We start from the raw sequence: 24,657 nt of genomic DNA, 5'->3' as shown, positions 1-24,657 counted from the left end.
GCAAATGATTTGCTGACTTTACCATCTTGCTGTTCTGCCATGAAATCCTGCTTTTCTATTTTGTGCTTTGTAATCGCTGCTGTGTGCATGTCTTCCCACGCTTGGGCGAATCGGGTTCTTCATCTGAGAGAAACAAAGCACCTGACCTCCAGTGATGAGTCTACATTGGTGCAGCCTGGCGAGATTATTCTCTTGGATGAGGCGACCTTGGGGGAATCTGATGCATACTCCATCGCATTTTGGATTAAAGCATACACAGACGATTACCTAGCTGATCAGGAGATACATGAGTATTATGATATCGGGGGTATATGGACCGATTATGATTACGGGAGAAGGCTGCTACATATCGATGATGGCAGCTGGCATTTTGTTGAGGTGTATTATAGCTATGATGCCGCGAGCAGCAAAATAAGTGTTGAAACGCTCATGGATGGTCAAGTTCTGGGTACTATTAACAGTGAGTCGTTTAATGAACCTCATGATATATTTGTAATTGGTGCTGATGGCATTTCTATCGATCAGCTTGGTGGGACAGAAATCGGTAAGCATATGACTGACAAGGGCCTGTTGGTCGATGATTTGATGATTTGGAAAGATGTAAATGATACCATTAAAGATGAGATTTCGATAATACGTTTATATGGTCCTAGCAAAATCGACCAAGGGAGTAGTGCTTTTCAAGGTCATTTCGATTTCGAAAATCTGACTGAAACACCACCAGTATATGCGGACAAGAATGTCCGGAATGGAAGGAAAGTCACTTATGGATTCTCAGAGTACTCTATTGAAAAAAATGCTAATCCAGAGCTATTGCCGGGCTATCAGCCTCCATATATAATCAATGTATCTGTAATGTCTGACTATGGCTCCTCAGCGGTGTCGCCAGCAGTTGGTCAGGCAATGAATTTTGATTTTCATGCAAGCGATACGCTAACATTTAGCGCTCCCCAATACGTTTATCTTGATCAATTTGGGAACGAACTCGGCTTCAGTGACGATGTGGATTTGATTGGTATTATCGAGCAGGCCTACTATCGAGCGGTCTGTGTTGGGTATAAATACAAGGCTGGTGGATCCGATGAGCAGTCTGGCACTACAGACACCCTTTCGATAGAACTACCTTTGACAGCCGATATTAGTTTCACATGGGAATGGGAAATTGAATACGCCGTCATCGTGGAATATGCAGGAGTCGATGACTCTTTGGATGATATGGGAGATCCCGAAATTACCGAGGACAACGGAACGACCCATAATACGATCGGCAAGAAGTGGATAAAGCCAGGGACAGAACTCAGTGCCTCTGTGTTGCAAGCAAACGCAACTGGAACCTACGGTGTGAGATATTCGATGACGGATTGGCGAGTTGAAAATGCCGTAACTTCAACTAACGATTATCGCTTCATCCAGCTCAGCGGTAAGATCAAAGATGAATTTGGAGGAAAGGGAGGTTTGGAACCTGTAGCTGGTGATTCGGGCGTTGATATTAGCGGTGACGGATTTACTTTTGACTTTTGGATGCGACATGAGGAGTCGACTTCAAACACAGAGGAACGTATCTTTCTTAAAGACTACACGCACACTGGCCAGAACGGTGATTATCTAATTATGACCTGTAAGCCTAGTGAAAATAGACTAAGGTTTATTGGCTTCGGGTTGAATAGCTCCTCTATTCATGATTGGCACACGGATAAGGTAACTGATGGGGATTGGCATCATTATGTGGTCAGCGTGTCTTTCGATCTCACCAACAACAATAGTAGCGCGATAGGCCTGTACATCGATGGTGAGTTGTTTGCGACAGAGGACTATCTAGTTGATCAACACACTCCCTTACAAACATGTTTATGGATTGGGAGTCATGATGGATATCATCATCTAAACGCCTGTATGGATAATTTTCGTGTTTGGGGACGCGCGCTCGATATGAGCGATGTGGTCGATAGCATGAAGACGCAGGATTACGCCGGACAAGCCCAAGGCCTGGAGCTGGAAATGACCTTCGATGACGTATCATATGACGAAGTCGGAGATGTCGTGAGTGTTGATGCTTGGGTGTCTGACAACAATTTGTCCACCGCGAGCAACTCGGTTGAGTTCAAATATATTTCTGCTTCCGTCCTGATTCCTGGTGTGGAATCACAAGGCTTAGTCGATGAGCTTTTCCCATATACATTTACCAAAAGACCATTGCAGAGTGGCAGTCGCGCTTCCACCGGAAATTATATCATTAATGACTGGCTAAGGATTATTTTCAGTTGGGATCTGCAGTTCCAAATTACGCTAAATACCACTCACGGACTTAGTGAAGACGGGCTTTCAGGCTCCCATTTCACCGGTTTGGCTTTCGTTTCTTCCGAAGGTGACGTTAATGACGTAATTCAGGACAGTTCTAGCAGCTATTGGGTGAAAGGCGGTTGTGATGTAATTGTCGGCTCACGTTATCGTACAGATGATCGTCGCTACTCATTGAATGGTGTGACCGGTAAACTTGGGCTCTTTATCGATTGTCCCGAATTCTATAGCCTTGAAGACAGCATCGATGAGAGCGGCAACGTTACGCGTGAATTTCTTGTGAGCAATGTCGACAATACTGGTAGTCTTACGTTTCTCTATGACAAAACTCGCTTTCGAGCAATTGTGCCGCTGGGAGATGTCTTGGATGTATCTGATTCCACTGCGGCAAATCTTCAGCTTGTGCCGAATTTACCAGATGGCGCGGTGCTCGAAAAATATGGCTCTGGCCCGAGTCTGCTAGAAGAACAGCGACTTTTTGAAAGCGATGAAGGAACTGGAAGCAGTCTTAAGATACAATGGGATGAGGTTGGAGAGCAATTACTGCCACTGCAGCCGGGCATCTATCGCTTGGAGTGGCAGGATGAAATTCAGGATGAGTCCTTCTTGGTCGAAATCATTTCGGGATTTCCAGGTGATACGGAGCAAGCTTATTGGTTCCTAGAGAATGAAGATGGCAGCCAAATGGACGTGAATGGCGCTGCGACTAAAAGCGTGACTTTTGAGGATGTGAGCGACGCCTTTCCCGGGTCCCCGACTGCTCACTATAATTACCTATATAATGTGCAGGAAGAAAAAACGCCTCCAGTTCAACTTGATGCGAATGATGCTGATCGCTGGTTTTTTGTAGAACAGACCTATACCGAAGCTTCGTCAGTTACCGACAGTGATTCCGGTGAGTTTATGGCTACTGAGTCGGGCCGCAGCGTACTGCTTTTCAACTACACACCCGATCCCTCAAACGTGGCTATCGGCGATTCGAGCAGTGAAGCATTCGCGGTGCGAATCGTCGAGTCAAGTGAAGCGGTTGGCAGCATGGTGTCTAGCGCTGAAATTCAAGACGATCAGAGACAAGCCCTTTATGTCAATGATGAGATGGATGCGGGTTTCATACTCATGTCTGGAGGAAGCAATCCCAAATTGGCCTTTGTGGAAAATCAGGATTTAACCATCGCTTTTTGGTGTAAGCTTGATGATGAGGTTTCGGATGACACTGCTAATCGAATCGCGTTTGTATCCAGGCTTAATTACTATGATGGCTATACACTGACGGAATTTGGTTTTCGAGGCTCTGGCGTCGACGAAGATGCACGCGTTCCTTATATTGGCGAAAGATATTTCGGCCACTCTGGATTTAGCACTGAAAACAGATTTCATGATGTAGTAGTAGATGATGGCTGGCACTACTGGGCAGTCACTTTTGATTCATCAGAGAATCACCTTAAGCTATACATGGATGGTATCATGGTGGGTGAAGAAGTCTTTTACTCAAACTCGCCAGAAGCATCTGCTCTCGCGCTTGGTCGAGGTATCCATGGACACTACTTAACTACTCTCAATGGCTATATCGATTCATTTGTGGCGGTAGATGAACTGTGGACTGCAGACCAGATTCGATCAGCCTCTATGATAGAAGACAGTCTCGCCAGCAACCTTGATTTCTACTTCAGCTTTGACCATGGTGTCAGTCAAGGCAGTGGAAATTATATCGATATCGATAATGAAGGCACAATCAATGCCAGTGGTAGCGATGCGATTTTTTGCGGCTTTATCAATGAGAACTGGGGTGAGGGGGGGGAGAATAAATATTCTCTTATGCCGACCGATTCGCGGCCGCTCTTTGGTTATCCACAAGCTGACGCTCATGCTGAAGTTGCGACACGGATTCTATCACGACTGGACACCGCTGGGTTGGGGTCTGGATATATTCATAATCGTATTAGTAATTACAACGCTTCGCTGTATGACCGCGAGTCCGACGTTGGTGCCTGGGGGCCAATTTATCCCGTTAATTGGGACGGTGTCTTCGAGGAGGGATTGGCCATTTATTATTATGAAAATCCGTACGAGGCTTTGAAATTCTCCGAGGAGTATCTACATCCGAATGTTGCTTGGCCGCATGCGCTTGTGACCTACGATACTGTGGAATTCCCCAGTAAGGGCGAACATGCAGACAAGCGTATTTATGTGGCCAGCCGTCTCGGCACTGAGGGCGTCGATGCGAATGGTGATGACCAACTGGTCTTCGACCCGGCTCAGTTTGGTGGGTTGACTATCTACAATCAGCCTTATCCCGAATACGCAGGTTATAATCCTAATGAAGAACACGCGTTGATCGCGCCTTCAATTAAGGATCAGCTAACGGGGGATATTGGCTTTATTCTCGGCCAGGATGCCGCCTTCGCACTGCAAAATAAGATCAACCGATACGGATTGAACGACTCCGATCTGGATACAAACGACAACAACCCAGAGGAGTTTACTTCCGAGCCCTGGGTGCTCGTGGATTATCAGGATCTCGATACGGAAGAATGGAGAATGGCTGCGTACAAGGTGGAGGAAACCCGCTCGGGGGCCGAGCCATTTCCCGCGCTCGATCCGACAACACACGGGCCTGTTGATAGCCTTGGCGAATCGTTAGCGCAACCATCTGACCCTACATACGATTTCTATTATCCGTACTTTGCTGGCGATATTCTCATTCCCCCATATCCGCTGAATCGCGTTATCGGGGCGGCCATATTAGAAGAGCAATCGGGGGGTAACTTGCCGAATAGCTACAACTTCATTCAGCGTACTATCTGGAACGATATAAACGACAATACTTGGTGTGTATCGGGAAATGGAAATTTCTTTTATCGCTACTGGTACCCCATGCGGGACGACTTTTGGTTTGAAACTGGCAGCCAGGAAAACTTTGACGGTATCAACGACGTGAATACGGGCACGCCATTAGCCTGGCTTCCAGAATCGCGGGAATTTTTTGACCCAAAAACGACGACCTCGGTCATTGTGGATTATCATACCTATTGGCGCGATGACTACCCCGTGCTCAAGCGGGGGGAGACGGTTACCTATCCCGGCGGCGAATACTTCAATGAAAATTCAGGGGCTGAAGGTTTGCCTGGAGTGGTGGCATGGGCAGCTGGAGAGGTGGTTTACGATAGCGTGCATCCAGCGATGAATTATAGTCAAGAATTCCTCGATCACTTTTCTGCTAGACTTATACGCCCTTTGGATCGCTACGTAGTAGACCTGCCCCAGTCAAACTTGCCGGATGCGTTGACGCCGGCCTACACGGAGAACATATTGGTGGTTGGATCACGCTGGTATTTCAAAGGCTTGGCCGGTTCGCTGCAGAAGCGATTTTACTACGACTCATTGACCGGGGAATTGGTCTTTCGCGGTCGGCTTAATGATCTTGAAAGTGGTGATCCAGACCTTATAGCAATGCCCATCTCACTCCACATCTTGGAGCCTAATGTCTTAACCGAAAGCGAGTATGAATTCCTCACTGTGGATTGGCTCATTGATGATATCGGATTGGGGGGCAGTGAGGCTATATTCTCCGCGATAGACGAAATTTATATGATGTCACAAAATCCATCATATATTGAGTTTAGTGATGCGGAGACATACAATCCTGCGGATGTCCATTCGGACAACCGGACTGGGCATGTTTTCCTTTCAGGAATGCAGCCTGCCGACTTCGACGTCTTAAATGCCAATGAACTACCGTATTTGGAGACGCAACCGCTCCATTATGACGCTAGTTATGGGCTTGTTGGTTACGCGAATGTCGATGTTTCATCGGACGCTGCTAAGCTGGCGCTCTATGGCGATTACCATCCTTTACGTAGCCTGGGAACGGGGGCGGCCTTAGTTCCCAATCCCAAGCTTTTAACGTCAAGCTCGGATGAACCTGCTTACATTACGCTATTGGAGAATAATCATGTTGATGCTGGCGGAGCGGTCGCAATCCACATTATCCAAATCGGTGAGGAGCGATATCGTGGAGGCATAAAAATGGTCGAAGCTCAGGATGTGTTCGATGAAAAGATCAACCTCCGCCACTCAGGAGACTTTGGCGCGAACACGGAAGATGTTTATTATCAGTGGTGGATGCGGGAAGTCGATGCGTTGGACAATGTGGGCCTACCGCAAGAAGATCCCTCTTCGGGCGACTACGATCCAGAATGGCAGCTCTATACTCAAGGGTTAGGTTTGCATCAGATCGAATTTAGAGGAAGGCCGGATATTGCCTTATCCGACAAGCTATTCTACGTGCGATATGGGGAAAGGGACGAGCTCGATGCTGTTAATGACGCAAATGATATCGGCTTGGGCAATGATACGACGAATGGCTTAGTCGCAGATGCTTCCTGGAGGCTAGTTGATATCAATGACCAGGATGACAGATTTACAGTCGACGATAGTCCCCGAAATCGTGTTCCCTTTCAATGGGCTGGGGCGTCCAATTCGCCGCAATACCAATCGGATGGGAGTTATTCATATATTCCGCAGTTGATTATGGGATGGGTCAAGCGTGTGCTTGATCGCGTAAATCCTTATGAGGCGCGTTACACCGATTTTTATGGCAATGAAAGTCCGGCGACATACTCCAGTCAGTTGCAGATAGCCGGGGGGCCGTATGTGGGCGATGTTGCGCTCAATTCTGACAAGGACGTCATTGAGGATGTCGGTTTGATCGCACTCTATGAAACGATTCTCCATCGCGCCAAATCGTTGACGCTCGATATCGATGGAGCTTCGACAGATGGCACTAATCAGGCGCTATTATTTGCAGCAACGCGCTTGGCGTTTTTGTATGAGCTCCACGCCCGTGAGGCATACTCGGATTATCAGGACCCGACTATATCGATGACCGTTACTGCTTATGATGGCGGTGGGGAAATTGATTCGGTTAACGCTTACCTGCACGCGTTCCATGGATTGGTTTCAAGCCTACTCCAGGAAGAAATGGCTCTGCTCCGAGGCGCCGATTATGTCAAAGCGTATCCCAGCTACAATCGTCTGTTTTGGAATTACACTAAAGGAGAGGGAGAGGCGGCTTACAACGCGGAATACAATATACAGGATGTCAACGAGGACGGCTTCATTAACGAGTATGACGCTGCGGAACTTTATCCCATGGGGCATGGAGACGCCTGGGGGCACTTTCTTTCCGCACTGGGAATGCATTATGAGTTGTTGCAGCATCCTGCTTTTGATTGGCAAAGTCGAAGTGAACTTTACTCCCTGCTGGACAACGTCATCGAAGTCGATTTTCTGGATGAAAAGTCCTTTGCTCGTATTGCCGCAGCTAAAGCGAGTGCGGCCGTAGAGATTATTCGGGCCACGTACCGCCAAGCCTACACTGAGGACCCCGATGGCCAATGGCAGGGTTACACCGATGCTGATGAAACGCGTGCCTGGGGCGTTTCCGAGTGGGGTAAGAGGACTGGACAGGCTACCTTATTTGATTGGGTAGTGGCGAACGCGCTCGTTCCAGCGGATGCGGATGAAGCCAATGACGCCGAGTTGGAAGATCTTGATCAGATTGATCGTCGCGCCAACGAGGCTGAGATATCCGAAATTGCGATGAGTGGCTATGAGCTTCAGATCGCCTTGGACCACGCCTGCGATGGGCTTAATCCGTTGGGTTTTGATCCCGATGCGATGATTTTTGATATTGATGCTTTTGCCTTTAATGATGATGGGCGAAGCCACTTTGAGCAAGTTTACGACAAGGCTGAGGATGCGGCGCACAATGCGCTCAAGGCGCTTGAATACTCAATTGCCGCCGGTAATGACTTGCGCAGTATTGCCGATGACACGCGGACTTTGCAGATCGAGGCGCTTCGGCAGGACATTGATTACCGCAACCGATTAATCGAAATCTTCGGCAGACCATATGAAGGTACTATCGGGCCGGGGCAAATCTATGAAGAGGGCTACATTGGACCTGATACGAAACTTTATTTATATATCGATACGGTAGATTTTAATACGCTCATTCCCGATACTGCTCAGGAGTATATTGAAATAACTGATGAAGCCAGCGAATTTAAAACTAACTTTAAAAATGACTATCTGCTTAGTTCTGTATCGCTCAATGATATAGAAAGCCCTGGCAATTTTGAGGCGGAGGATTTCTATAGTGACCTTGGCCTGATGAGCATATCGTCAGATCCAACTTTGTCCACCGAAGCATATTTCGTCAGTACGGAGGACTATGCATTTCAGGTTCCAGATTCCAACGGGGATGGGGTCTCGGATTGGGGGAAGCGATCAGCATACGGAGAAATCCAGATATTGCTCGGAGAAATGCTACAAGAAGAAATCATACTCCATGAAAGCATTCGCGAATACGAACAATATCTGGAAGAAGCTGCGATACTCACGGATACCGTGGAAAACCTACTGCGCAATTACAAACGCCAGAGTCATCGATGGGGAGAGTATTTTGCCGGGCAAGCTCTATTCGAAGCATTGGATAATGTGCTTTACGCCCAAGAGCAGTTTTTTGAAACGAATTTTGAATTTATAAAGTACTATCAAAAGATCAAAGATACAGGATATCCAACCGTAAACGGAGTGTCCAACGATTTGACTTTCGCAGCTCGAATGACGTCCAAAGTCAGCGATTGGATCATATCGCAGAGTTTTTATCAGTGGTGGGAAGCTACGCGACTGGCACGTCACTTAAACCAAACTAGTCAAGATATTGATGCACTTCGCTTTGAATGGGATTCGTGGAAATCATCTGAATTTGCAGACTTGGCCTCGGCTGGTTCAGATTTGGGGCGCCTCCTGACTGAGGAAGAGGCAAAGCGATTGGACATTGCTGAAAAAGCGCAGGCATTGCAGATAAAGTCTCAGGAATTGAAGACAAAATTAGCTGAAGGCTTTCGACTCCTAGATCAGCGTGAAGCCTTTAACATGATCCTTGCATCAAAGGCTCAACGACATCGCTATTCGGATATGCTTTACCGCATCGCGCGAAATGAAGCTCTAGGTAAATACCGCAACGCCTTTGAGAATGCCCTTCGCTATGCCTGGCTGGCAGCGAAAGCTTACGAATACGAGACCAGCCTTTCACCGGATTCTCCTGATGCAGTGACGTCGTTGCTGGAGAGTCTTATCAAGGAACGCTCACTGGGGCACTGGTATCGCGAAGAGCCGCGTATCGGTCTTGGCGGTATCGCTGAAGCCCTAGCAACGCTGAAGCTTAACTACGAACGCTTGGAAGGGCAATTGGGCATTAACAACCCGCAGTTAGAGACGGGGTACATCTCTCTGCGCAAGGAATACTTTCGGATCAAGGAAGGTAATTATTACAGCGATGAGCGCTGGAAGAAAGCCCTGCAGGCGCGGCGCGTAGATGATCTGTGGGCTCTTCCGGAGTTCGGCCGATTCTGTCGTCCGCCTCTGAGTCGGGATGAAGGCCCATTGCCGGGGATTGTGATTGAATTTGGCACCGAGATATTCGCGAATAAGAACTTCTTCGGTCACAAATTAGGAGGAGAGGACCACGCTTACGATCCCTCCGTCTATGCGACCAAAATTAGCTCGGTGGGCGTTTGGTTCGAGGGTTACAATGATGCGGAGGTCGCCACGACTCCTCGTTGTTATCTCATTCCAGTTGGTACGGATGTGCTTCGCTTAGCGGATGCAGAAGAGCCCACGACGCGCACTTGGAACATCCTTGAGCAGACGATACCGAATGTGCTGCCCATCAACGACAGCCACCTGGAGGACGTTGGCTATATTCCCTCGGTTGACTCAGTGAATGGGAGTTTTGTCGACATTAAGCGGTTCAGCGCCTTCCGCGCCTATCATAGTAGTGGTGAAGAGGTGGTTTCCATTGAGGAGATGATGCCCAATACACGTTTAATTGGCCGTTCGGTATGGAACACACGGTGGATGCTGATTATTCCCGGTAACTACCTGCACGGCGATAACGAGTATGGATTAGACCAGTTTGTTGAGAACGTCAGTGACATCAAATTAGCCTTCGAAACTTTTTCCAATGCTGGGCTCTAGTTTAATAGGGAAGGCGCCAACAATGATTTCATCGGTAGTGTTATGAATAGCTATAGTTGTATTTCCTGCTACAGGGTCCTCATGGGGCTTATTTTGATTTTGGCGTGTAGACCGTCCGCAGGCTGGGCGCAGGATAACGGCTTTACTGAGCCCCCCCTTGTGCTTTTCGGTAAGGTCTTTCAGTTTTCTGATAGCACATCGCTCCAATTGTTCGAAGGCGAGCTCTCCGTTACCTTAGTCAATAGCATCAACCCAAGCAATGCGGTTACACTGACCACGGATTTAAAGCCATCCGGGACCGATGGAATCTTTTCTTATTGGTTGGAGTATGAGTTGACCTATCTGCCGGTTAGCGACGTCTTAGGCGATACGCTGATGGTCTTGCCAGAACTTAGTGAATATGAAATCGGCGAGATTACGTTGAATGGGGCGCCTGTGTTTCCGCTCGATGGTGATATGGCGATTCTGAAAACGCGGTTTGATCTGAAGATGGAGGAGATCGAACTCGATCTGATGGTGAATTTAGACGTGTTGGATTCCGATGGCGATGGCATGCCCGATTTGTGGGAAATGCGCTACGGCCTGAACCCATACTACGCAGGAGATGCAGCGCTAGATGGCGACGAGGATGGCTGGAATAATGCAGCGGAGTTTGGCAAAGGTTCCGATCCCACTAGTTCCAATCTGACCCCTCAATTGCTGACTAGCTCCATCGATGTAACCTTGGGTGGCGTATCTGGTTTATATCTTCAGGTGCAGGATGCGGATAGTGAGGACTCTGAGCTCATTTTTACTCTGCAATCGATCCCGGCTGGGCTTTCTATCGGCCGATGTTTTGGGGGCGAAATACTTGGCATAAATGACTCCTTCACTCTGGGATCAATGAAGCAGGGGGGCATATTTATTGAGGTGGCCGCTAGTTTCATCGACGCCCCCATCGTATTTAGCATCACTGATAATGCTGACGCAACGCCAACGACATACGGTGATTTGAGCGTGATGGTGGAAGCATTTTCGCCCGCCTCCCTAAACCAGAGCGCGCCAGTGGCTTGGTTTGACGCTGATCAGGCAGATGCGTTCAATGCGAACGATGGAAAGGTAATTGACCTGTCAGGCAATGACCAAAATTTGTATTGGCTACCTGACGATGGCCACGATCCCAGCCTCGGCGTTGTCCCTTATACATCATACCCAACATTCGATTTTGATTTGGATGATTTCCTTTTCTGGGATGACCGGGAGCTCCTTAACTCTGATTATAGCTTGTTCGTTGCCTTTTACCCGCCGTCTTCCTTTGGCGCAGCAACATCTGATCGCATGACGCTTCTAAATTGTGGACACTTTCGCCTTAGTTTGACCGGAGGCGATGAACCATATCGTAAGAGCCTGCAATTAATGGAGGATGATCAGGTTGCGGTTAGCGCTCCTCTGAAGAATGCATATAATTTTTTTAGCGTTACGAGTGACGACCAATTGGGAATTCTCCGTAACTTATTTGACGGATCACTGGCTTATTCTTGGAAACAGGAATCGAGCCTTCCGGCTGCTTTCCCTACGGTGGGCGCTGAGTGCCTTGTCACGGAGGGGGCGGCTTCACAGTTTTTCTCCGATGGACAGATATTTGAGCTCGTATTGTTCGATCGCGTGCTCTCTGCGGAGATTGAAAGCCGTGTGGCTGATTATCTACTTTCAAACTATCTCTATAAGCTATGGGACTTGCGCGCATTGACATCGCCGGTGGAGTTGGACCTGAGCGGCGCCACATCCTCAGCCCATATCATAGCCAGCGGTTGGGGCAACGATACGCTTATTGGCTCACCGGGTGAAGATGTTTTCCGTATGGGCGCCGGAGATGACGTCATCGCTGGTGGTGCGGGGGAGGATGTATTTCAATTTTATCCGGCGAGCGGAAATAAGATCATTAAGGATTTCGCAGAAGGAGAAGGTGATCGCTTGGACCTTAGCCCGCTTTTTTCACGTTTGGGCGGAACGCCTGATGACTATCTTAGCTTTAGTTTGGTGGTCGATTCGCTTCAACCTTCTGATATCGTGCCAGAAGTGATGGCCTCGAGTTTTTTGGCTTTTACTGCCACCTTCAATCAATCAGAAGAGATATGGCAATCGTTCACGGCTACAAATGATTTCCTGCATAGTGTTTTTGTGTTATACGACTTCACTAAGGGCGATGGTTACAGTCGTACATTGACGATTTATGAGGGCGAAGGAATTGAAGGAGCTATCCTTGGCCAAGCTAGCGCCACGATCGGTGATTCGAGTTGGACGGTCTTTAAGTTCGACGAACCGGTTTCACTAACGACGGGCCAGACTTATTCCTTCGCCACTGACAAAAAATATTTAAAATACAACAGAGCTAACGGTTATGACGGCGGTCATCTCAGCACGAACGAAAACTATGAGCTGCTATTCAAGCTTTATGCTACTGACAAACCTTCCACTCCGACGGCCAGCACCCTCATTTCCATTGACTTGGATGAAGACGGCATTGTGGAGCAGACGATCAAGCTTCAGGGCGTCTATTATTCGCAGCAGGATTTGAAAAGACTGGTCGGTGAAGGCTCTGTTCTTCTCGGCGGTCCGGTATATCCCATGTCGGTTTCAATTGAGGCGGAGGAGACCTTGTTAGTCGAAGGCCGTATCTCCTACGACATAACGATTAGGCGCAGCGGCAACACCGAATGCGAGCAGACTTTCTACCTTGGTTTCTCGGGGTCTGCGGGAGAAGGGGAGGACTTTACGCTTAGTGGTCTTGATGGCGATGGCTCGGTACGCAGCTTTACTTTCCCCGAAGGGGATAGCTCAATCACGTTCAGCTTGACGCCAATCCAGGATATTTGGGACGAGCATGAATCTGTGACTATCAAGGTTTATCGTGACGCTAGGATAACGGATTACTCGGCGGATGAAGCCGCTTTGACTATCGGCGATGCGCCTTCTATCAAGATTGCAGTGCTGACGGAGTATGCGCAGAGAGCGGGGAGTATACCCGGGCTCATCCAGATCACGCGATCGGGCGATTTATCAGAGGCATTGACTATAGATTTGGCAGTATCCGGCAATGCGGTGATGGGACGGGATATCGAGAGCATTATCCCAGTCGTAACTTTCCCGTCCGGAAGCGAAACGGCTTTTATAGAAATCGAGCCGCTCTTGGGCGTTGAAAAGAATGGTGGAACAAAAGTGGTTCAGATTAGTGTGTTGCCTGATCCGGAGCGCTACATGTTGACCAACCCTTGGACTGCATCTGTACTGATTGTGGATGGTATCGTTGAAGGCGCCAAAAATTTCGATAGCTGGCTAGCTGCTCACTTTACAGGCCAGGAGATCAGTGGGGTGGTCGATTGGGCTATGCATAATTCAGATGGAGATACGGCATCAACATTTGCTGAGTATCTATATGGGACGGACCCTACTGCAAATGACCAGATAGATTCCGCCGTTAGCTTCTTCACTAACTCACATGGAGACCGGGAACTGCGGTTTCGCCATGCATCCGATTTGACTGATGTGCATTTCAATATCCAAGAGCTAGATGGGTCATTCGCTGTTGTAAATTCCAACGTGAATGACGAGTTCGACTTAGAGATGGTGCTACTGCCGGATGGGCGGATCGAGCGTCGCTATGTTTCGGTGCGTCCAGATAATCTGCAAAACAGTGGAGGCTCACAGTTCTACCGAGTTAGCATGAGTCGGGATGCCGTTCCTAATTGGGAATCGGATATTGCCGAGTCATTGGGAGCTGCGGGGCATGTTTTGTTGCTCAGTGGCGATAAGCCATGGACGCCCGAAATTGACGACTCCGATGCGATCACGACCCCATCTTTAGAGCCCATGGAAGTGTCATCATTCTCTACGTTTGTAGACGGATCTTTCGAGTTGGCATTTGACTATGAAGTTCAATCAACGAGCCAGGGAGTTATATTTGAACTGCTTGTTGACGGGCAGTCCGTTTTGTCGGCGGGCGACTCTAGTGGATGGACGAGTTTTAGTTATGCCGAAGCTCTATCGGGCGTTCATATGATTGTGTGGCGAGTAACGGCAGTCGAAAGCGACGACGGCGCGAAGATAAAAAATCTACTCCTAAGCTCGAATTAATGACGAGGCAATCGTAGCACAAAAGGCCTGGGAGAGCTTCATTGAAAGCCGATGAAAATACCTATTATAATCATCTTATGTGCTGCTTTCTATTGTGCGGCGGATAATGAGTATTCGACTATAACCAGCACATTTGATGGGGCGCTCAACACCATTGAAATTCAGTCCAACGGTAATAGCCCTGGTCAATGGCGCATATACGAAACCAGCAGCCGCCTCAGTAATAGCGTGCAAATTTTATTGCCCGATAGTATAGCCTTTGAAGCTGTGTCGACACCTGTTGATTGGATCTATGTATCTGATCGCCCGGAATTCGGCGGGGTAACTTATAGTAGAATAACCTGGCAGTACGTTGGAACGACGACTGCGGATCAAAACGAGTTTGCGACGTTTGATTCTCCATGGATTGTACAAATCAAGGTCCGAGATGCTTTGGAGCAAGAGGATCAGGTGGCCTTTAATGTGCCCATTAGTATTAACGTTCACGTTAACCCGAATGGTTCTTTTGAGGTTTTGGCGGGAAGCTTTACTGAAACATTGTTTTTAGAAGGCAGGCAATATGCGCTTTCTCGATGGCGTGAGCAATACGGCTTGGCTGAGGATGGCAGTGACGATGAAGTTGCTTTTTGCGACGATGGTTTGCCTGCGATTGTCAAATTTGCCTTCAACCTCGGCGATCCGCACTCAGCCAATTATCGACTGCTCGATTTGAGTCGGCCTGAGCGGGGAGGATTGCCATTAATCAGGGAGAATGACGGTTACGAGATTTCCTTTGTTGGTTATGAGTCTAATGCTAGTGGAGTGACTTACACCTGTTTGGTAAGTGATAGCCTAACCGATGGCGCTTGGGTTGGCGTAGACTCAATTCCTGGCTTAGTTATCAGTGAGATCATTGAGCCAATTGAGGGCTCAGATCTTGAATTAATCACGCTTAGGTTGGATCGTGCGCTCTACCCCAATTGCTTCATTCGATTGGAAGTGATTCCGATATTCTAAGTTATAGTGAAAAATAATTAGGCATTGCGATGGTTCCAGTTTCTTAGCTCTCGCCAGTGTGCCCAGGCTGACTAATCAAATGTAATGGTTCAGTTTGCGTTGCTTGAGCGGGGAGTGATTCGATTGTTCTTCACGAAGAATCCGCTTACGGTATTCGGGTCGTAAAGAATACCGGCATTGGGGGTATGCGGGGATGCCTCCCAGGTATTGTCAATGATCGCAACATCTGAGGCCTGCCGCACTTCGATCAAGCCTCGGAGTGGAGAAGCTTGTAGGTGAGGTTCGGGGTTTTGAAATACATTGCCTTGTACGGTAACTCCATGGGCGGAGCTGATAAATAGCAGCTCCTTGGGAGTGTGGATGAATTTGTTATTCTCGATTAACACGTTTTGAAAAATCGGGTAGTTGCTTCGCATCGTGTATGTCCTCAGGTATAGTGTCGCCGATCTTTCCACGGTGTCATATGATCCCCATTCGTAATAACCGCGGGACATGGTGTTGCAGTGGTCGAATAGGTTGTTGCGGATGGTTACGTTATTGACTCCGAAGCCCTCGGACCAGCGTTTTTCGGAGCCCGCAGTGATGATCAGACCCGGTAATTGCGTGCGTAGGAATTGGCAGTTTTCGATGAGCATTTTTTGCCCCTTTGCCAACATGCCTCTTCCCCGGTTGTCGCGAAAGATGCAGTTGCGGACAATGATGTTATGCGTGTCGAAACGACGGTAGAAGACGATGGCGTCGTCAGGTAAATCGTTCGGGAGTTCATCCGCAAGGGTCACACGGCATTCGCGGCCCGTGGTATCCCAGTTGCGGGATTCGATGCGCGAACGGTAGCCAAGAGGAGATAGATCCTGTCGTCGCAGTTCGATTTCGTCACCGACTTCAATTTGATGGCTCCATTGCTGTAGGTTATAAAGATCGAGCGTGCGGTTGTCGATGATCGCGACTCCTGAACTGCTGTTCTCGTGGATGTTGATGCCGTCATCGCCTCCGTCGGCAAACTCGCAATCATCGAAGCGCAAAAAGCCCTGTGTGTTGTACAGATGAATTTGGTCATTGGCGCTGGAGATGGCGTGGCGCGGCTGGTTACGGCGAATAACACGGACACGTTGCATGGCCATGTGATGGACATCGACACCGCCAGCGATGCCATGGCCTGGCGTTGCATGGATGGTGACGTCTCGTAGCGTCAGCTGAGTGCTGTTCATTAGCTTGACCCCAGTCAGATTATAGCGGTAGTGCGAGACGCGCAACGGAAGCCCGGGGTAATACTGCCGAGCGAAGAATTCCTCGTGGCCGGGCTTAATGAAGATGCGCAATGTATTATCATTGAGCCACTCGGACTGTCCGGTTAGGCGCCAGGTTCCTGCCCAAAATACATCCGGCCTGCCCATGGCCCCCGTTTGCGGGTCTATGGGGTTCAGGAATGTCATTCGTGCATCGCGCTTTGGGAACTTCTGCCACTCAGTGAAGCGTATATCCAGGTAACGCTCTGCTGGATTGGTTTGCACGACTTCCGTAAAGCTAGCAACTGGGTCTGCCTCGACGTTCCAATCGATAGTTAAATGCTCAATCAGCACTCGCTTACAATTTTGGATTTGCACCATGGCGGCGTTGTTTCCGGTAGGATACTGGAAGATCAATTCGGCGCCTTGGCCGTCGAGCGTGAAGTCCGTCAGGTTTTCAAAGGACACGGCCTCCGGAGTCGTAAAGTGGTAGACGCCGGGGGGAATTGTCAGGCGATGAACTCCTTCACTGCGGCAGAAGGCGATTGCGTCGGTGAAGGCTTGCCAGTTATCCGGAGAGGATGGGGAGGCGCCGAAGCTGGCTACGGAGGCTTCTTTCGCGTCCTTCGGCTCTCTAGGTAAATCCACTGTAAACTCGGTTGGCTCAATGATCTCCGTCGGAGGTGCTTCTTGCCCGATGGAGGCAGTTGGGGGCACGAGTGTTCCGCTTGGAAGCTCTCCGGCTGGTTCGATGGACTGGGCGGAAATTGGCAACAAGGAAGCTATGGTTGCGAGCGCCAAGCTGGTGATGCAGGTTGTGCATCTTGCTGAAAGTGAGTGTGTTGCGATGGGGAGTTCGGGCATTCTGGTGGGATATTGAGCTGATTATTATGCTTTGTGGGAGATTGCGCCGTTGTAGGTAAAACATGCTTACCCAAGGCGTATTTCGAATTATTGCTAAAAATATGGATTATTTTCCTGTTGACATAAACACTAAAATTAAACACTAAATTTTAGTAAATTGTTTATGAGCACTTCTACCCTTAAAGATGTCGCCGAAGCCACAGGGCTTTCTGTTGGCACTGTTTCCCTGGTTTTAAGAGACAAAAGCGATGTCTCTATCCCGGAGAAAACCCGCCGAACGGTAAAAGACGCAGCCAAGAAAATTGGTTACCAGCCTCGCAATCGGCAGCGCTCTACCAAAACACTTGCGATCGTTACTTTTGAGGATTTGCGCAGCCGATTTGATAATCCCAATTTCGCGGAAATTTACGCAGGCGCTGAAGATGAGATGACCAAGCTGGGTTATCATGCGCTGATAAAACGGCTTCATAAAGATGAGCCTTTGGCCGGCCAACTGGAAATTCTTTCTCAAGGGCGTGTCGATGGGGTCCTTCTGTTGGGCCAATCGAAGCCTGAATTGTTGGAGGAGCTTCATCGCCTCAAGATCCCGGTTGTTTACATTAATGAATCGGATTCCCTCGAATGGGATTCGGTTATGTCTGATGTTCAGAAGGCCTTCGAGCTTACCTTCGAAACTTTGCGTAACGCGGGACACCGCAAAATACTCTGCATTAAGACCGCCTATAATTACTTCCGCAGGACCGATGCGATGGACTACATCTTTCGGGCTCGCTGTTGGGTCGGCATGGATGAAGGGGACCTCATCGTGCTCAAGGCTGATGGTGACAGTGCTGATGACGGCTATTTGGCAATGAAGCAATACCTTGCGGAGCATCCCCGGCCTGAGTTCACCGCAGCATTCACTGGCCACTATAAGCCATACGGCATGGTTCGCGCTCTCCGCGAAAGCGGATATTCTGTCCCGGATGATATCAGCGTAATCGCCATTGGCGGGATTGCCGAAAAAGATATGGAAGCCATGCCTCTCTCGACAATTCGATATCCGCTGTACCAATTGGGGCAGGAGGGCGTGCTCCGGCTTATTCAGCGATGCCAAGGGCTTGTGACCAATCATTGCCGCATTGTTTTGCCTGTGGATTACGTCGACCGCGGCACGGTGACTACCCCTCGCCCAGAACAACGACCTAAATAAATAGATGTTTCTCGTTTCGTTACAACTACCCTTAACCCATCGAAATGCTCCCCTCTAACTTAGCGCTCAGCTTGCGGACCCATTCATGCTATATCTGTTGGCAATAGGGTGGCATTTGAAAACATTTTCTCCAAATCACAAACGCTTCTTACTTATCAATAACCATGAATACCTCCAAAACACCCACCCCAATGAAAATCAAAACCCCATGCAAGTTGCTGACTTGCGGCGCCGCATTCGTTTTGTCATCGATTGCGTATGAAACCTCCGCTGATGTTATCATTTTCCAAAATGGGAGTAGCCCGACGGCTGGCTATTCTGGGAATGATGTTGCACGTCTAGAGGAACGCGCCCCGATTGGAAATTTTGGCGATGCAACCGAAGGCTTAGTTGGAACTCTCGGAACAGCAGATTCGATTTTTCATACCGTTCTCAGCTTTGATCTTTCTGATATTCCGGCTGGAGCCACTATCAACTCTGTTACGCTGGGCGTTTATGAAACGACTGACGCTGGCAGTGCGTCATCCGCTGTTCAGTTCAATTTGCATGAGCTTACTCAGAGCTTCGTTGAAAGCGAGGTAAGCTGGGACAATTACAGTACGGGCAATGCCTGGACAACGCCGGGTGGGGATTATGATTCCACGATTTTATCTTCTCTGACGGTAAACCCAAACACTACTAGCGGAATGCAAACTTTTGCGACTAGCAGTGACTTCGTGACCATTGTGCAAAGCGCGTTGGATGGGTCCCAGACTCTGAACCTGTTGCTGAAGTTAAACGATACGGATGAGGCCGGTAGTAGCCGTTACCTCTTTCGCTTCAGGACAGATAATTTTGGCACTGCAGCGGACCGGCCGATGTTAACAATTGACTACACCGCGATACCCGAGCCGGCTTCGACTGCGTTCTTGGTCATGGGTGGAATCGGCTTGTTTGCTTTGCGTCGTCGCCTTGGTCGCCGTGAGCCGTCTACTGTTGAATGTGCGTAAAGTCCCCTTGCGGGTCGTCATTCTGAAAAAGGCATTTCCCAAAAAGAAACGTTTATTCGGCGCCTGAAGGGGCAGCGCTTGGACGAGATAGCTATGAAAACGAAATCGATAATTCGCTCGGCCTTAACCTTGTTTGCTTTGCCGATGCTGCTGGCGGCAACTTCCTTGCTAGCCGAAACTCTGCCTTTGTCAAAAACCACCTTTATTCGTAGTGGCGTCTATTCAGATAAAAATTACGATAAGGGCGGCACCTTGGAGGTTGCGGCTCGGGGCGGAAACAATTCTCGAAAGATCTACCTGCAGGCTGAAGTGAACGAATTGCTTTCAACGCGCCAGCAGTTCAGCGAAAGCAAGCTAATCTTGATGCTGTTCTCACGGCCGCTATTGGGTGAGCCGAGCGGCAAAGTAAACTTCAATGTCTATGGCGTCGTTTCTCCGGAAGCCTTTGATGTGGCCGATATCAACTGGGGCAATGCTCCGGAAAATGATGATGCGAGCGCCACGGACGTGCTCGCCACAGGCACAGTTATGTTGGGGGCCATCACGATTAACACAAACTCAGTAGAGCCTGAACAATTGGTGAGCCTCGATGGGAAAAACCTCGACGTTTATCTTAATTGGGTTGCTGGCAAGACTGGTGATGTCTACCATACAGGAGCATCCAATGGCGTTGCTAGCTTCATTATCACATGCTCTGGTTCGCAACACGATGCCGGAGTCACCTTTTACTCGAACAGTCAGCCCGTTGAGCGTAGGCCCACGTTAAGTTATCAATTGAAACCGAATTAAACGAAAACGTATATTACCCCATTCTTTCCATGCCCCACAAGATGCACCATGCCCGTGCTGGTTTTTCCCTCGTGGAAATTCTGGCGGCGCTAGGAATCGTCGCGATTCTGGTCACTATTTTGTATCCCGTAATCGGTAATGTCATTACGCGGTCAAAGATAGTCGAAACTCAGTCTAACATGCGCCAAATCGCCCAAAGCATCGATTTATACGTTATTGATCACAAAGGCGTTTATCTCAGTGTGGGTTTAGGCAGAAATGAGGAAGACCCGACGAAGGCGAGAACGCCCTGGGTCCAAGAGATGTGGGCGTATATCTATCCAGATCGACAATGGCCCGGTTGGGCTCCTGCTGATTTGGACGGCACATTGTTTCATTCTCCTTTCGTGGATGACACGAATGCGGGAGCGCGGAGCTATGGCATGAATGTCATCCTAGAAATTAATCATGCAGATCGCCGTTACCAGTACTTGCCGAACCCCGCCGCAGTTGCGCTTTTGGGCGATGTGATGACTTCCAGCGAATTTAGGCCACCACAAGTGAATCCCCGCAACGATGGCAAAGTCAGCATCGTGTACTTAACTGGCAATGTCGAATTGCTGTTGCCGGAAGATGTTCCCGCCACTGCGAGCGATACGTTTTGGAACGGTGGCGCTCTGTGATCTTGGATATGCGGACATGGCTCCACTCAGTAGCTTTTGGACGCGTAGATTATTTTATATAAGCGCCATTCTAGAGGCCGACCATTGATCGCGACGCTTATGCAATAGTGGCTCGCTTACTGTTGGTTTGGATAACTACAGGCCTTTGATCGGCATTTTCGTAAACACACACCTAGCTTACATTGATTGAAATGCATTCTGCACCCACACCGTCTTTTCCTAACTCAGCGTTAAAACCGTTTGCAGTAGGATTGCTGCTGAGCGTTTGTCTCACTGGTCGTGGAGAGTCTTCGCTCTCAGGTTCTAATTCTAAAGAAACAGTTTCAACTACGACGAGCGAGACTGCCGCCTACACTTTGGAGCTGGACCAATTCCCTCCCTCGAAAGGTTGGTACCCCATGGGTTTTCTGCTTGGTGATCCTGAGCGCGCCATTCAAACCGGGTTCAATCTTCGCGATGAATTATCGCGGAACAGCAGTTTTCTCTTTGAGGGCGTCTTCCCGCCGCCAGATGAAATTCCCGAGCCTGGCATGGCTTATTACAGCCGTGCGCGGGGAGCAGAAATGCTGGGCTTCATTTTTGCCGCACGCGCTAAGAATGGGCAGTACCACATCGATAGCAGATATGGACGATTGGCGCCGGCAGTCGATCCAGAGGGCAAGCCCTATGGCGGACGTCCCGAGGCAGCTAATATTTTCGATCCTGCTACCCGTGCTTATTTGCTCGATGAGGTCAGCGAGCACGTCAAGGTCCGCATCGGTTCTCCTATGGGTAAGCAAACCGCCCTCTGGGGACTCGCCAATGAGTGGGAGGGCTATCCTGACTACTCGGAGGCGGCCCGGGCGGAATTCATCGTTTGGTTGGAGCAGGCATATGGCGGGGACATTACGAAGCTCAATCAAGCTTGGGGGGCCGACTTCACCAATTTCGCCGATGTGTCTGCGCAGCAACCGCCAACTCGGAAGACTTACGCCACAAACCCTGGCCTCACTCTCGATTGGTGGGAGTTTCAGAGCGAAAGCATGGTTCGTTTTCAGGCTAAGCTCACACAGGCGATGTATGAGGCCGATCCACAAAAACGTGGTGTCGTCAACAAGACGACTCAGCAGACCATCGAGATGCCCGAGGCCAACCGTGAGCGCACATTCGATCAGGCGTTGTTCGCCGATTTGATTCGTCCCTACAGTGGCGGCTATTACGGGGCTGATATGTATGGCAGCGGCGATAAGCACGCCTATGAGCTCGACTATCTTTACAATTGCATACGGCCTGAAGATGGCGCGCCGAACTTTGGGGTTTTCCTGCCTGAAGCCAACAGCCATGGTGAGGATGGTAGCCAATTTCTTTCTACATTTTATCGTGCGCTGGGTAACGGTTTAAAGGCGGTCAATTATTTTACCATGGGCTTCCCCGGGGCGAAGGGTGACTGGCATCGCTGGAGCTTTCTCGATACCGTAAGCGGCTCACCCAAAGAAAAGCTTTATCAAGCTGCGCGTTGGGCGAACATGCTTCATCGAACGGAAGCGTTCTGGACCGAAAGCATTCCGACTGCCGTGCCAAAAGTTGCGATACTCGTGCCTCGTCGCGATATTCTACTCAGCGCAGCATCTTCCAGCAGACGCGCGGCTGGAAAATGGAATTACCCGGAAAACCATCGTTGGATGATTTACCGCTGGTTGCGCGAAAATGGCTATTGGGTTGATGTCATCCCCTACACTAAACTGACTCCTAAATGGCTCAAGCAATACGACGCGCTGCTCCTGATCGGAGCCGATCACCTGAGCACGAGCGAATGTGAGGCAGTCACTGGTTTTACGGAAAGTGGCGGTCTGCTGGTTACGGACACTTTGGTGGGACGTTACGGAGCGCGTCACCTTCGGGAGGATGGGCTCAAGGATGTGCTGGGCTTTGTGCCGGAGCCGAGCGCAGTTAATGGTAAAATTAGTTTCGACCACGACCACATGACACTCGATGCCAGCGGTAGGGTCGAGGCTTCGCCGCCTGACAACGCCAGTGTGCTGGGCGCAAATGAAGCTGCTGAAGCGCTCGTTTGGCATAGGGCTTATGGCGAAGGTGGCGTTCTCTATTTTCCTTTTAAGCTTGGTTCGCTGATGTCGGAAAAGCCTGCAAAGGCGCGTGAAGGCATGTTGGCGCCTGATGGTCCTACGGCGGATCGTGAGGAGTATCTTTCCTTTTCCGGCGAGTTTGTTATCGGCAAGTGGTTGACATATTTATTGACGAGTTGTGGCGTCGAGCCTGCTTATCAGGTAGAGGGCCATACAATCGAGGATCGACACAAACTTCGTGTTGAACAGCCCTACACCGACGGACAAGGCAACTATGCGGTTGTTGTCGCAAACCGAGGTTTGAGTGAGCCGGAAATCATTGCGCCATCACGTCTCAACTTGCCGCTACCTAGTGGTGAGTGGGGAGCAGTGCTATGGGGTTCTGCTGAGAATAGTCAGCTGGAGCCGGTGGCGGTGCACGCAGTTTCCGATGGGCGTTATGAGGTCGAGCTGCCCGAAGTTACATCTGCTGGCGTGCTCTATTTGCTTACAGATCATCCACCGCTGCTCGGTATTGCGGCTAGTGGCCCTGGCGCTTCGAGTAAGGACAGTCAGACCGTTCTGGCCAAACCAGGCATGGCTATTACGGTCGACGTTCAACTTTTCAACACAACTTCCGATAAGCTGCAAGAAGGGGAGCTACGCTTGGAGGTTCCGGCTGGCTGGACTGTTGAGCAGACTAATGTAACGACATCGGCATTGAGCGTAGGAGAAAGCGCCAGTTTCACTTTTATCGTAACGCCTGATGCTGAGCACGTCCGAATGCGTCCTGGTTGGCTCTATCCGGTCGTTGCGACTTGGTGTGACCAGGGAAAACGATGTGCGGTAGCCACTATCCATTCGGAAAGTGCGCCAGATCCGTCAAAGGTTCTACATTTGCTTTCCGGTAATCAAAGTTACCCGTCGAACTATCCTTATCGGACCGATGTTCAAGCCGACTATCGCTATCTAACGCCAGAGAGCGTCGATATCGCCGACCCGGAAAAAAGCGGCTTTGGCAGCAATGCGGGGCAGGCTCTACTGAATAGCTTTGCGAGCCCGACCGGGACGCGCGAGAGCTATCCCTATTGGTGGGGGAATCTGAAGCATCACGTCCGATACCGTACGGATGAAGTTTCAATCGTGTTCGACCTCAAGGCCGAGCGTGAGATTCGACGGGTAAATATCGTGCGTGGCCCAGGCACGGTTTATCCGGAATTGATTCGTATCGCAGTTAGCGCTGATGGCGCTGAGTTCACCGAGGTAGCCGTTCTGCGTCCTGAGCAACCAGCTCGTGAATATGTGACTGGCTTGTTTTTTGCGGAGGGACGCTTTGTCCAAATCGAATCCATTTGGTCTGGTGAGGAGGGCGCGCTCGACGAAATAGAAATCTGGGGTAACTGAAGGTTAGCTCGTATTACCGCTTTGGGCATTTAA

9 protein-coding genes are annotated in these 24,657 nt (G+C 49.5%); 8 read left to right on the top strand and 1 reads right to left on the bottom strand.

What is annotated here, in order from left to right:
- Positions 1-39: 39 nt before the first annotated feature.
- The 3 genes from RBB63_RS02630 to RBB63_RS02620 all read left to right on the top strand — a co-directional run bounded on the left by RBB63_RS02630 (position 40) and on the right by RBB63_RS02620 (position 15,453).
- The gene (locus tag RBB63_RS02630) at positions 40-10,344 is read left to right on the top strand and encodes a LamG domain-containing protein (protein WP_309380816.1); all 10,305 of its coding nucleotides are present in this window, start codon (positions 40-42) and stop codon (positions 10,342-10,344) included.
- Between the two features lie 81 nt (positions 10,345-10,425).
- Entirely contained in the window at positions 10,426-14,457 is a 4,032-nt protein-coding gene (locus tag RBB63_RS02625; protein WP_309380814.1) for a type I secretion C-terminal target domain-containing protein, read from the top strand.
- Positions 14,458-14,508: 51 nt separating this feature from the next.
- Positions 14,509-15,453 (top strand): hypothetical protein, encoded by a 945-nt coding sequence (locus RBB63_RS02620; protein WP_309380812.1) that lies wholly within the window; start codon positions 14,509-14,511, stop codon positions 15,451-15,453.
- Positions 15,454-15,542: 89 nt separating this feature from the next.
- On the opposite strand, the gene RBB63_RS02615 is transcribed toward RBB63_RS02620, so the two are convergent.
- Positions 15,543-17,543 carry a right-handed parallel beta-helix repeat-containing protein gene (locus RBB63_RS02615; protein ID WP_309380811.1) on the bottom strand — a complete coding sequence of 667 codons (2,001 nt, stop codon included), beginning with the start codon at positions 17,541-17,543 and terminating at the stop codon, positions 15,543-15,545.
- Positions 17,544-17,706: 163 nt separating this feature from the next.
- On the opposite strand from RBB63_RS02615, the gene RBB63_RS02610 reads away from it, so the two are divergent.
- The 5 genes from RBB63_RS02610 (at position 17,707) to RBB63_RS02590 (ending at position 24,624) form a co-directional block, all read left to right on the top strand.
- Positions 17,707-18,735, top strand: a complete 1,029-nt coding sequence (locus RBB63_RS02610) for a LacI family DNA-binding transcriptional regulator (RefSeq protein ID WP_309380810.1) — start codon at positions 17,707-17,709, stop codon at positions 18,733-18,735.
- Between the two features lie 164 nt (positions 18,736-18,899).
- Positions 18,900-19,724, top strand: coding sequence for a DNRLRE domain-containing protein (locus RBB63_RS02605; RefSeq protein WP_309380808.1), 825 nt, complete (start codon positions 18,900-18,902; stop codon positions 19,722-19,724).
- Positions 19,725-19,817: 93 nt separating this feature from the next.
- Positions 19,818-20,513 carry a DNRLRE domain-containing protein gene (locus tag RBB63_RS02600; RefSeq protein WP_309380806.1) on the top strand — a complete coding sequence of 232 codons (696 nt, stop codon included), beginning with the start codon at positions 19,818-19,820 and terminating at the stop codon, positions 20,511-20,513.
- Positions 20,514-20,542: 29 nt separating this feature from the next.
- Positions 20,543-21,175, top strand: coding sequence for a type II secretion system protein (locus RBB63_RS02595; RefSeq protein ID WP_309380804.1), 633 nt, complete (start codon positions 20,543-20,545; stop codon positions 21,173-21,175).
- A 398-nt stretch (positions 21,176-21,573) separates the two neighbouring features.
- Positions 21,574-24,624 carry a beta-galactosidase gene (locus RBB63_RS02590; protein WP_309380802.1) on the top strand — a complete coding sequence of 1,017 codons (3,051 nt, stop codon included), beginning with the start codon at positions 21,574-21,576 and terminating at the stop codon, positions 24,622-24,624.
- Positions 24,625-24,657 lie beyond the last annotated feature (33 nt).

The sequence above is a fragment of the Cerasicoccus frondis genome (assembly GCA_031296915.1).
In the GTDB taxonomy this organism is placed as follows: domain Bacteria; phylum Verrucomicrobiota; class Verrucomicrobiia; order Opitutales; family Cerasicoccaceae; genus Cerasicoccus; species Cerasicoccus frondis.
Note: the sequence above shows the minus strand (reverse complement) of the source record. Positions and strands in the feature narration are given on the sequence as shown.